At 72.1% G+C, this 12,163-nt stretch carries 7 protein-coding genes; 2 read left to right on the top strand and 5 right to left on the bottom strand.

What is annotated here, in order from left to right:
- A partial coding sequence (locus IE260_RS34255) for a cysteine/serine endopeptidase inhibitor (RefSeq protein ID WP_229881584.1) occupies positions 1–557 on the bottom strand: 557 nt, incomplete at its 3' end.
- Between the two features lie 593 nt (positions 558–1,150).
- On the opposite strand from IE260_RS34255, the gene IE260_RS34250 reads away from it, so the two are divergent.
- The gene (locus IE260_RS34250; RefSeq protein ID WP_189879072.1) at positions 1,151–3,766 is read left to right on the top strand and encodes a hypothetical protein; all 2,616 of its coding nucleotides are present in this window, start codon (positions 1,151–1,153) and stop codon (positions 3,764–3,766) included.
- 40 nt (positions 3,767–3,806) lie between these two features.
- Positions 3,807–5,201, top strand: coding sequence for a hypothetical protein (locus tag IE260_RS34245; protein WP_189879070.1), 1,395 nt, complete (start codon positions 3,807–3,809; stop codon positions 5,199–5,201).
- Here the strand turns inward: IE260_RS34245 and IE260_RS34240 are convergent.
- The 4 genes from IE260_RS34240 to IE260_RS34225 all read right to left on the bottom strand — a co-directional run bounded on the left by IE260_RS34240 (position 5,182) and on the right by IE260_RS34225 (position 11,866).
- Positions 5,182–7,281, bottom strand: coding sequence for a hypothetical protein (locus IE260_RS34240; protein ID WP_189879068.1), 2,100 nt, complete (start codon positions 7,279–7,281; stop codon positions 5,182–5,184). The two genes, IE260_RS34245 and IE260_RS34240, sit on opposite strands and share 20 nt — an antisense overlap.
- 396 nt (positions 7,282–7,677) lie before the next feature.
- Positions 7,678–9,381 carry an ArnT family glycosyltransferase gene (locus tag IE260_RS34235; protein ID WP_189879066.1) on the bottom strand — a complete coding sequence of 568 codons (1,704 nt, stop codon included), beginning with the start codon at positions 9,379–9,381 and terminating at the stop codon, positions 7,678–7,680.
- On the bottom strand, positions 9,378–10,373 hold the full coding sequence (locus IE260_RS34230) for a glycoside hydrolase family 26 protein (RefSeq protein WP_189879064.1): 996 nt from the start codon (positions 10,371–10,373) through the stop codon (positions 9,378–9,380). Before IE260_RS34230 ends, IE260_RS34235 begins: the two co-directional genes overlap by 4 nt.
- The gene (locus IE260_RS34225; RefSeq protein WP_229881586.1) at positions 10,370–11,866 is read right to left on the bottom strand and encodes a glycosyltransferase family 2 protein; all 1,497 of its coding nucleotides are present in this window, start codon (positions 11,864–11,866) and stop codon (positions 10,370–10,372) included. Before IE260_RS34225 ends, IE260_RS34230 begins: the two co-directional genes overlap by 4 nt.
- Positions 11,867–12,163: the final 297 nt, after the last annotated feature.

Below are 12,163 nucleotides of genomic sequence, written 5' to 3'. Positions count from 1 at the left end.
GCCGCCCGCGCCTCCTCCAGCACCGACACCCCCTTCCACGTCTCCACGTACGGCGCCGCGTACCGCGACGGGAAACCGGAGCCGACAGGTGCCATGGGCGCGGGAGGCAGGGTCTCCATGGCGATGCCCTCGCCGCCGTCGGTGACGAACTTCCAGGTGATCCCCTTTACGAGGCCCTCCTCCAGGGGAGCGAGCTTCTCGAACGCGGCCTGACTCAGGTCGAGATGACCGGCATCGCACGACGGACACATGTCCTTGACCGGCACGGTGATCGACTTGCCGTTGTAGGTCACCTCGACCGACACACCGTCGCACAGCTTGTCCTGATTGGGGTCCTCGGACGTCCACCAGGCGCGGGAGACGGCCACGAGGTCTTCGGTGGATGCGTCGACTGCGGTTCCGCAGGCGCCGGTCCCCTTGTCGTTGTAGTACGTCATCTGGCCGGAGAGGGTCTCCGTCGTGACCGAGTTGTCGGCCAGGGCCAGAGACACACCTCCCAAGGTGACGGCCACGAGGGCGACAGCGCCGCCCGCGATGATCCGGTTGCGGATGGACACGTTTTCTCCTGGTCGATCGCAGCTGATCGTGATGGGGACGCGAACCGGCGCAGGCGCCGGTGGCGGACCGCTGGGACAGGGCGACGGACCCGGTGTGCTGAGGGAGAGGGAGCCGCGCCGGGCCGATCCTCGGAGAGCCCGGGCACTTCCGGACGCCTTCGCCGGCGCTTCTGCCCGGCGAGCCATCGATTCCGCCTCTTCGGCCACGGCGGTCCGTCGTGACCGATCATTCCGGCCGCCGTCGACCGCCTTCGCCGCGGAGGGCGGGAATCGTGCCCTCTCGTGCACGAGCTGTCGGCGGACGGGCACGGAGCGGACGCACTCCTTGTGGCAGCGGGTGGCCGTCTGCTGCACTGACGGCCAGTGAGGTTGCGGGTGATGCATACCAGCGGCGGACACAGTGATCAGTGAGAGGACATGATCATTACTTTCGGCGGGCTCCCCACAGGCCGACGGCCGTGAGCCGGAGGACCGCCGGTCGGGGTCAACTACGGGCCCTCTTCGCCATGCTTGGGACCGGTACCGCAGCCGCCGGCCGTGGGTCGGTCCATGTTCTCGCCCCCGAAAGCGGGTCCACGGAAGAGCTCGAAGCGATGGCGGACGCCCTCGGTGAGGATGGGCACGACGACGCAACCGTGGCGGTCGCCGCCGGGCTCGAACACTCCAGGGACCTCTGGAAGCGGCTCTCGGCGGTGTTGGACGACTGCCGACGGTCCGGTGTCGCCGCTGTGCGGCTGGTGTGGGCGGACGCGGGGGCGGATCTGCCGGGCCGGCCGGCCGTCGCCCGGCGTATCCGCGACGACTGGGACCTGGAGGTCATCGCGCCGGCCGGCCCTGTGGTCGTCGCCCCCGGCGGCACGTTGTTCGCCCCCCAGGTTCCGGAGCGCCGTCACAGTCCGGGCGGCTGGTGGCTGTTCACCCCCGGTCTCACCCCCCGGCCCCTGGGTTTGCGGTACCCGGTGCCCAGTTGGGAGGATGCGGCCGCTCGCCTGGATGCCGACGCCGTAGCGGGATTCGTCGTCGAACCCGTCCCCGCCGGAGTCTGGATCCGCGGGCCGGGGCGACTGGCCGAGTCCGCTCGGGCGGTCGGCGCCTCCCTACCTGTCGACGGACAGCGGCTCGCCGTCGTGGTGGGCGCGTCCGGCACGCCTCCGGTCACCGCCCAGGCCCTCGCTGAGCTGCTGAGTCTGCTGCCTCCACGGGCCCGAGCCGCCGTGCGCCTGCTCCCCGGTGACGGCGGTGACGTGCTGGACATCGCTCAGCAGGCCGCGGATCTGCTGGGTGCCGAGATGGAAGTGCTCAGTGGGGTACCCGTCCTCCTGGAGAGCGTGGACGACAGGGGGTCCGGGGAATCGGCTGTCGTCCTGCTCGGCGCGGACGGTGAGCCCTCCTGGCGCCCCTACGTCGAGGCGGTCGCCTGTGTGCCTGCGCACAGCGGATCCGTACCGGCGCCGCGCATCGTGAGCTGGCGGCCGCCCGCTCCCGGCCTCACGACGGAGGAGGAAAGCGGTGTCTTCTCCCTGGACGGTACGTGGCAGGTCGCCGTCACCCGTGCCGGTCTGTGGGTGGGCTCCCGCGGCGACCGTCGGCCCGAGCGGACCGGACGCCCGCTGGATCCCGACAGGATGTGGATCGATGTCGGGCTGCCGGGCCAGTCACTGGACGACCGGTTCTGGTCCGTCCTCGACACCTTGCTGGAGGAGCTCGAGCCGTCCGTGCACGGACGTACCGCCGTTCACCTGCTGGGGAATTGCACGGTTGAGGGCAGACGCCGACTGCGGCAGGTCACCGAGCGGCGCGGCCTGTCACTGTCCTACGACGAGCAGGCCTCCGTCATCGCCGAGGACCCCCAGGCGGGCGCCGGCGAAGCGGCGGAGCCACGTCCCGAGCGATCCCCGGCGGCCGGCGGGGACGGCGCGGCGCAGGCCCCCTGGCACGCGGAACCGATGAGCGTACGCATCCGGCACGTCCCGACCACGTCCCCGCCGGTTGCGCAGCAGTCCCCGGCTACGGCACCCGTGAACCCGGCCGTGTCCGGTTCACGGAAATCCGACGAGGCGCGCACCCCGCGGCCGGCCATGGGGACGGCCCCGCTGCCCCCGGGCTTCGCCGAGGCGTTCGCGGCCAGCCGTTCCGTAGGTGTCCCGCGGGGCCGGTCCGTGCCCGTCTCCTGGCAGACGGCGCGGACGGCACCGCAGGAGCAGAACCGGACGGCCGCCGCGCCCGCGGAGGCACCCGCCGCCCATGGCCTGCCCGCGCCCTCGTCGGCACCTTCGTCCTCCGCGTCCGTCCGGACCGCAGCCGCACCGGTGCCTCCCACGCCGCCGTCGCCCACCTCAGCCGTCACCCCCGTTCCCGCCCGCTCGCCGGTGACCACCACCGCGGCTCCGTCGGCCGCACCGGTGCCTCCGACGGCCGGGGTCGGCACTCCGGTGCGGATCACACCCTCACGCCGCAGTGGTCAGGCCGACCGCCAGGCGGTGCAGGCGATGGCCGGCGACCACTGGTGGCAGCAACAGGCAACCGTCGCCCGTCTGCTGACGGTGATGCCGGGTCTTCGTACCCAGGCGCAGGACCAGGACGCCCAGGCCGACCTGATCGCGGTGCGGTGTCTGCTCACACTGGACGAAGTTCCGCTGAGCTGGACGTGGTTGGTCCAGCAGCTGGCGGCCGGGTCGGCCGACGCCCTGTCGTATCTGGCCTGCCTGGCGTCCGGGCTGCGTCGTCTTCCGTCCTACCGCGGAATCGTCGTGCGCGACGCGGGGGTGGTGCCGCCGACCGCGGCGGCGCCTCCGACCGGGACGGAACTGTGCGAGCCCCTACCGGTCGGCGCGTTCGCGCTGAACGGGGCGCCTCCGATCGGGGCTGACCGGTACGTCATCTGGTCGGTGACCGGACGACGGGTGGCCAACCTGCTCGCGCCGTCACCCGGAGCCGAGGGCGAGGAGATCCTGTTCGCCCCTGGAACGCGGTTCAAGGTCCTTGCGACCCGTGGCTCTCCGGGAGCCATGACCGTGCTGCTGCGGGAGCTGGCCGACGGTGACCCCACCGCCCAACCCGGCGGACTCGATGCCCAGGACAGAGGCGCCCTGGAACACCTTGCGCAGGCCGCGGACCGCGTCCCGCGGACCGCCGGGGCCATGCCCTGGCCGCCCCGGCTGACGGGTCGGCTGGCCGAGCGGCACCCGCGCGCCGGTGACGGTGCCTGACCATGCCGACCTCGGTCGGCCCCACCCAGAGGAGAAGTACATGTCCGCTGAGCGCAGGCCGCCCCGGCGCGGAGCACAACCGGAGACAACCGACCAGCTACGGATGCGGCGAGCGGTCGTCCTGTCCGCGCCGCCCGAGTCCGACGACCGGGGCCGCGACGCCGAGATCCCGGCCCCGTGGGAGGAAACGCGCCCGGAGGGCAGGCAGGGGCCCGGCCGGTCGCGAGACGAGGGAGACGTCCCTCAGCGCCGCGGGAGCAACAAGCCCCTGTTCGCCGCCGCGGCCGTCGCCGGTGCCGTGTTGGTCGCCCTGCCCCTGGCGCTGGGAGACAACGACAACAAGGACGAGTTCGACTACGAGTCCTCGGGGCGTGAGTCCGGCTCGCCGCAGGCGACCAGTCCCAATTTCACCCTGGAGGTGCCGACCCCGCAGCAGACCGAAAGCACCGGTCAGCACACCGGCACCGGTAAAGCCTCCTCCACTCCTACGAGCCCGGCGCACGCCGAACCCGAGCCGAAGACCTCCCCCAGCGTTTCCGTGTCACCCCCGAAGAGCTATCAGGGCCCCGGTATACGCGCCCCGCGCGCTTCGCAGGAGCCGGCTCCCACGGGGCACGGAACCAAGTCGTCCAGGGACGGGGGGCAGCAGACCGAGCCGCCGGTCGACCCCTCCCGCGTGCAGGTCGCCGCGGCCACCCCCGAGAAGGCTTCCCGCTCCGGACACACACCCGGGGACACCGCGCGGGCCGATCTGCCGAAGGACTCCGGCACCCCCGCTCCCCAGGTCCCGCAGACGCGTGCTCCAGAGCCGGCGAAACCCGTCGTGATGGCCCTGAGCACCAGGACCGAAAATCCGCCGTCGGCACCGGATTCCCAGCCGGACCAGACCCTGGCGGCCAGCACGACCGCCCAGGATCCGTCAAGGGCGCAGGACCCTGCGGCAACCCAGGGCCAGCCGGCGGCGCAGACCCAGTCTGCCGTACAGGGCGTGCCCGACCAGCAGACACAGGTCGCCACCGCGGCCCGGACCACGACGACGGAGGGCACCGCACCTGAGGGGGCCGCCCCGGCGGCGGAACAGGGCGAGGGCGCGGCCACGGCCGAAGGGAGCACCGTCGTCCAGGCCACCCGCGTCCTGGGACTCGGCGAGTCGATCGAGTCGGACCGGGCCCGGCTGACCCTGCAGGACGACGGAAACCTCGTCGTCGCGGACGAGAACGGCACGGTCCGCTGGTCATCCCACACGACCGGCATGGGTCACAAGGCCGTGTTCCAGGCGGACGGACACCTCGTCGTCTACACCCAGGACGACCGAACGGCCTGGTCGTCCGGGACCGCCGGGCACGACGGAGCCGAACTGGTACTGCAGGAAGACGGTGACGTGGTCATCCAGAAGGACGACGTCGTTCTCTGGCTCAGCGGTACCGCCCACTGAGTACCGCCCTCGGGCGGTCGTCGGCGTCCGACCGATCCGGTGTGCCGTTCCGTCCGCCCAGCCCGGGCGGACGGGCGAACGGATCGGGTGCCACATGCCGCACGACACCACCGAGCTCGTCCTCGCTCCACACCCTCAGGACTTCCGTCAGTTCGCGTACGGCGGACCCGGCCGGGACGGCACCGGGCGACTGGGCCGGCAGCAGTTCACGCAGCATCACCACGGCGCGCTCGTCCCGCCGGGCTCGCACCGCGAGGACCTCGAACCGCGTTCCCGGCCGGAAGAGGACCCGGTCCGGCTCCTCCGGTTCCAGCAGGGCCGTGCGGCGGCCGGTGAGCGAGCGTATGAGGATGTCGGTGTTGCCCGTCCTGCCGGCGTTGCCGGTGAGGGACGCCGCGCACACGCCCGGTTCGACGATCACCTGCTGCTCCGCGTACCACCGGACGTCTGCCTCGGTCAGATCCGCGCGGACCGCCACGGTCCCGTCGTAGGCGGGAAGGGTGGCCAGGCCCTCCAGCGCGGTGGGGTCGGGGAACGGCGGTGTCACCGTGCCGGTGGGCCCGGTCCCCGGTTCCTCCGAGCGGCCCCGGGCGGTGAGCTGGAGGCGGACCGCCACGAGCCCGGCCAGGGCGGTCCCGGGGGGCAGGTGCCTGCCCAGCTCGGGGTTGCGCTGGAGCGCCGACGCGACGATCGCCGTGTCCCTGGGGGAGCCGGCGCGGTCACGGGGGCCGACGGCCGGTTCCAGTGCTCGCGCGGGCTCTTCCCTGTGGTGTTCGGGGAGCGGGCCGGCCGAACCGGCGTCGATGCGGGCGGGGGAAACGCCCCAGGGGCGTCCCGCGGTCAGCACCCGCACCATCAGGCCGGACTCAGGCGGCAGGCGCCGCACGACGTCCTCGGCCAGGTGCTGCAGCCGGGGGAGTGCCTCGGGAGCGCTGTCGTCGCACAGGATCAACTCGTGGTGCGGGTCGGGAGGCGCGGCGCGTACGTCGTCCGCGTACGGAGGCTCGACCGCGGAACGTATCCAAAGGCCCCAGGGCAGCACTTCCAGGACCGTCCCGGACCCTCCGTGGTAGAGCCCCTGGCGGAGCATGGGCAGGTGACGCACGGGCCACTCGTGATCGATGGTGAGCAACGGTGTGGACCGGCCCGCCGGGTCGGGGGGCAGGTGGAGGTACTCGCGGGCGAACACGGGTCGTCCCGGTCCGCCGTCCGCATCCACCAGCAGCACCTCGTGCGACGCCGCACGTCCGACCAGGGGGTCGCTGGCCGGGAAGCCGTTGTAGATGTGCACCGGCTCGTCGAGGGCAGCGGCGAGGACGTCACCGAAAGGGCGTTCGCCGGGTGCCGGCGCCGGTGCGTACAGCACGAAGCGGCATGTGGACCGGGCCTCGGCCGGCAGGTGCCGCCAGTAGGCGGCGACTTCCTCGGCACGCACCGCGGGCGCGCCGGGTGTGCCGATGACCACGGTGGGCGCGTCCTTCCGGCCGTGCAGCCGCGCGGCCAGGTACCCGCGGTGACGATGCTGGGCGTCGTCCTCCCGCACCGGTCTGATCCACGTGCCGGCGTTGACGGGTTCGGCCACGGCCTGAGCGCCCACCGGTTCGGGCCGGGTCGGCAGCAGATCGTCCCAGAGGGGACGCGGGAAACGGCGGGAGAGGAACTCCTCCCGGCCGTCCGGCGTGCAGAGCACCCATCCCCGCCCGCGGTCCGCCCCGATGAACAACGCGCCCGCGGCGGACGGGCGCAGCACACCGTCCGGCACGGCGACCGGCCGTCCCAGCCGGAGTGCGAGCCGGCGGCCGGCGGCCGTGGGGCCCTGCGCCGGTGCCCTGCCGAAGACCAGGCGCAGGCCGCGGTGCCCGGGCAGCAGCAGGGGCGCCACCGTCTCCTCCAGGGCGTCCAGCGTGCTCTCCGGCGGCAGGTCCACCACGACGAGGCAGTACGCGGGGTCAGCCGCCAGGCCACCGGCGAAAAGGAGCGAGCGACGGTCGGGGCCGTCGGCGGGGTGCACGAGCCAGGCGTGGCCGACCCGTTGCACCGCCAGGGGAGCGGAGATCGGCTGTTCCCGTGGCTGTTTCACGGACGGTGCCGGCACGGGCTTCGGCGCGCGCCATGACAGCCTTCTGCCGGCCACCCCGCCGCTGTTCCTGCCTTTCACGGTCTGGTGTCCGTCCGCCACGGCGAGCCGGAGCGGCGGAACCGGTCGCCGCAGCCGCCGCGTTCGGCCACTCGAACGGATGGCCGGGCTCCCGATGCCCCAGCCGTCCCACTGCGATTCATGCGCGGCATCTCCGTCGTCGTACTGGAATCCGCCCGTTCGCGCCGGGCCCTGCTTCCGGTCACGACATACAGGCCGATGATATGAATACAGGCCCCCGTGAGCTCTGTCGGCGTTCCTTCGGGCAGCGATAGCGCCCTCATGGGCACGGTTCGGCCGTTCCGCCGGTGCGGGCCGGTCCCGCCCTTCGGTCCCGAGTCAGGAGCGGTGCGGTCCGGGCAGGCGCAGCCAGATCTCGAAGTGGCCGGTGCCCACCGACGTGCGGTAGGTCAGGGCGCTGGCCATGCGGTACCGGCCGCTGCTGCGCATCTCGCCGCGGATCAGGCTCTGGACGTCACCGGGCTGGTCGGACCAGTCGAGCACGACCCCGTCGAACCAGCCGTCCTGGATCGCCGCCCGGTAGCCGTCGGGTCCGCTCAGCCGCTGCCCCTTGCGTCCCGTGTAGTCGATGTAGTAGATCGACGTCCACAGGGTGTAGTCGGTGAGGCGCATGTCGCTGAGGTAGTAGACGGGGCCCTCGTGCGGCTGGCCGAGCCACTTCTGCCCCGGCCGCACGTTCTTCGCCAACTCCGGTATCAGGTACTGCGTGTTCGGCCAGACACCGTAGTTCTGCGCCGACTGCGACATGCCGAGGGTGAGGGCCAGGACCCCGACCGCGATGGCCGCCTGGGGGAACCTGAAGTGCGCCCCCATCAGGCGGGTGACACCGACGCCCGCCATCGGCGCGGCGAACAGCAGGCCGTAGCCGATGTGCTTGTGCAGGGAGATCTCGGTCTGCAGGTGGATCTGGTAGGCGGGCGCGAGCAGCGCCGTCCCGGTGAGGACGGCGCCCAGGGCCAGCCGCCAGCGGGCTCCCGGTCCCTCCGCCGTTCGGCCGCGGATCTCCCCGAGGCGGTCGCGGCGCGTGTAGAGCACGGTGCCGAGACAGGCCAGAGCGAACAGCAGGCCGCCCCATTTGGCGCAGTCCCAGGCCATGTCGAGGAACGACGTGGTGCCGTGCGCCCGGTCGGTGGTCGTGCTCCGGATGGCCTGCAGGTAGTCGGTGCTGAGCACGCCGATCCCGAGCAGCACGGTCACGCCCGCGGTGAACACCGCACCACGCAGCAGGGCCTGGCGGCGGTCCGACCGCCGGTACGCGACCAGGAACAGCAGCAGGGCCGCGGTCGGGAGGTAGAGCGCCGACGCGTACTTCACCGCGACCGCCAGAGCGGCCACCAGCGAGGCGGTGAGCGCCAGGGCCCAATGGCCGGACGCGATCCGGACGAGGAGCCACGAAGTCCAGGCCAGGAGGAACAGCGCCGCGGCATCGTACGTGGCGAAGTTGCCCAGGAACAGCGTCGACTGGCAGACGGCGAAGACACCCGCGGCACAGAGCGCGGTGCGCTCGTTGAAGAGCATGCGGGTGAGGGAGTAGAGCAGCGCGGTGGAACCGAGCATGAAGGCCAGGCTCATCAGCCGCACGCCGGTCAGCCCCGCCACGGAGTCCACCCACGCCGCCAGGACGGGGTACAGGGCGGGGGAACCGGAGAAGTAGGTGTCGAAGCCGCCGTAGTCGGGAGCACCGTGGAAGAGGTGATCGATCATGGCGTGCCCGGCGTAGACGTACAGCGCCTCGTCCTCGAAGGCGCTGTTGTGCAGCCGGAGGGACAGGGCTGCCTGGGCCAGCAGCAGACAGGCCAGCAGGGCCCGGCTCACCCAGGTGCGGCGCCGGCTGGGCGCCGCGGACCAGCCGTTGTCGGGTACCCGGCCCAGCGCCCAGTCCGCCCGGGTGATCTCGTCGAAGGCGTATCCCGGCGCGAACTCGTGCAGACGGGTGGGCGGAACCCGCAGGCGCAGCGTGGTCTCCGGGTCGTAGGACCCGGCGGCGCCGACGGAGTACCGGTCCGTGGGGGCGGTGGTCATGGGCGCCTCACGTCGAAGCCGAACCGGGTGTCCCGGGCCACGCGACGGAAGGCCGTCAGGGCCTCGGCACTGCTGTCGATCCGCCAGTCGGCCTGGGCGGCGGTGTCGAACCAGACGAAGCCGACGACGTCACGCCGGCCGGTCACGGCCCGCAGCAGGTCCGCGATGTCGGCCGGCTTGCGGGCACCGGCCGCCGACGCCGTCTCGGCGAGGAGCACGGGAGCCCTGGAGAACGCCCTGATCTCCTTCACCGTCGGCGCGAACAGGGTGCGGTACGTGTGCGGTCCGGTGCTGGTGTAGTAACCGACGAGCCCGAGCCAGTCGACGTAGGCGTCCCCGGGGTAGTACGGCTTGAGTGGCACCGGCGGCGTGGGATCGACCACGGACGGGCTCCAGACCCAGATGACGTTGGACACCCCGGTGTCCTGGAACAGGTCGTGCACGTGCCGCCAGGCGCCGACGAACTCCTCGGGCGTCGCGGCGCGGGTGCCCCACGGGAACCAGTCGCCGTTCATCTCGTGGCCGAAGCTGAGGGCGATCGGCACGTTGAGGTCGCGGACGGCCGCCGCGGTGCGCCGGACGTAGTCGTCGTCCCGTCCCTCGGCGATCTCACGGAGCGTGGACGTCGAGGGCTCCCAGACGACGAACGGCAGCATGACGCGTTGCCAGACGGCCCGGGTGTCCTCCACCGGGAAGTCGGTGCCCCACGTCAGGCGGTAGGACAGCAGGTTGGGGGCTTTGCCGGCCTTCCCGATCCACGCGTCCAGGCCGGGTGACGCCACCGGCGCCCCGGGGAAGGACACCCCGAGGTACTTCCGGTCGTGCTGGGGCCGGATCATCCACGTCACGTCGAACGGCACGTACGGCGCCGTACGCTTCGTGGCACCCTCCCCTCCCGCACCGATCGGCGCGGTAAGGCTCGGGGCGCATCCCGCCACCACGGGGGCGGCCAACGCCCAGGCGAGCACCTTCCGGCGGGCGACGACGCTCATACCGGCACCCGCCCCGCCGGGAGGAAGAGGGACGCGGAGGCGTCCTCGTCCCCGGACTCCTCGGGACGCGGCAGAACGACCACCCGCAGGACGGCCACCGCGTAGAAGAGCCCGGAGGCGAGCGGGAGGGCGAAGTCCTCGGGCACCATCGTGGTCATCCGCCACAGCGCCGCACCCACCCACAGTGCCGTGACGGGCACGGTCCAGGCCCAGATGCCGATCCACAGCCGGCGGGTGTTGTTGCGGCGCGCCCCTCCGGAACCGGTGGGCTGCCAGCCCATGGCCCGGCGGCGCAGTACGTCCCAGATGGCGAAGACGTGCGACCAGCTGTAGAGAACCCGCGCCGCCCACGCCTCCAGCCGGTACGGGCTGCGGTGCCACAGCGGGTACACGACCACCAGGTACAGCAGGCCGGGCAGCAGCAGCCACATGTCGGTGGCCTTCACCTGCTCCGGGAAGAACAGCAGCAGCACGGAGACGATCAGCGGGCCGGTGAAGACCAGCAGCGCCGTCTCGATGTAGTAGACGAACCCGGACAGGTAGCACAGGCGGCTGGCGAACCGCATCCGCACCCGCCAGAAGTTCTCGACGCTGCCCAGCATGCTCATGGACGCCATGCACCAGCGGTACTGCTGGTTGTAGTAGGCGCCCACGGTGTCCGGGCACAGCCCGGTGGCGAGCGCCAGCGGGACGTACTGCAGGCCCCAGCCGCGGGCCCGCAGGTCGAAGCCCGTGTGCATGTCCTCGGAGTGCTCGATCAGGCTGGTGCCGCCGATCTCGGCCAGCGCCGTGCGCCGGTACACGGCGCAGGAGCCCACGCAGATCGAACCGTCGCTGCGCTGCCGGGACACCTGCACGGAGCGGTAGAACAGCTCCTGCACCGCGCCGGCCCCCCGTTCGATCCAGTTCTGCTGGCCCAGGACGCGGAAGTACTGCGGGGACTGCACGATGCCGATGTCGGGGTCGGCGTCCATGTACGGCAACAGCTCGTCGAGCAGGTCGGTGCGCGGGACGAAGTCGGCGTCCAGGATCAGGATGAACTCGCCGTCGGAGTGCGCGAAACCGTGCCGCAGGTTGCCGGCCTTCTTGAACCAGCCCTGGTTGGGCCGGACCAGGTACCGGAAGCCGAAGTCGTCCGCCATGGCGGCGACCTCGGGGCTGTCGGAATCGTCCAGGACGTATGCCGTGACAGTTCCGCGGTAAGAGTACGCCAGCCGCTGGAGGTGAGCCCAGGTGTTGTGCAGCACTTCGAGCGGCTCCCCGCACACCGGCAGGAAGACATCGACCGACGGATACTGCGACGGCTTCCAGGAGGCCACCGTCGCGCGGTGCGCCCGCAGGTCGAAGTCGCGCGTGAAGAGGTCCAGCCTCAGCGAGATGAGGAATCCGACCGCGGAGACCAGCAGGACGGGGACGAAGAACCAGATCCACGGACCGTGCCGGGCCGAGTCGAGCTGGCTGTAGACGACACACGCGAACCCGATGAACGACATGCTGGTGAGCAGCCAGGTGTGGCGCACGACGTACGCGTACTTCTCGTGGTCGTCCGGAGGTGTCGGCAACAGCCCTGCGGGGGCCGGTGGACGGCGGTGTCCGGTGCCCTCCCGGGCGCGCCGTGATCCGAGGGGCGGCCTCGCAGAGCCGGTACGGACAAGAACACGGTGGGCAGCCATGATGTGGGGGCTCCAGACGACGGCTGGGGGGAGCGCGGCCACGCCGCACCGGTGGCAGAGCCTAGGGCGGCCGACACCTGTTCCGGTCCGACAGAGCCCCAAGGGGCAGGAGTCGTG

Source organism: Streptomyces viridiviolaceus (assembly GCF_014650995.1).
Classification (GTDB): domain Bacteria; phylum Actinomycetota; class Actinomycetes; order Streptomycetales; family Streptomycetaceae; genus Streptomyces; species Streptomyces viridiviolaceus.
Note: the sequence above shows the minus strand (reverse complement) of the source record. Positions and strands in the feature narration are given on the sequence as shown.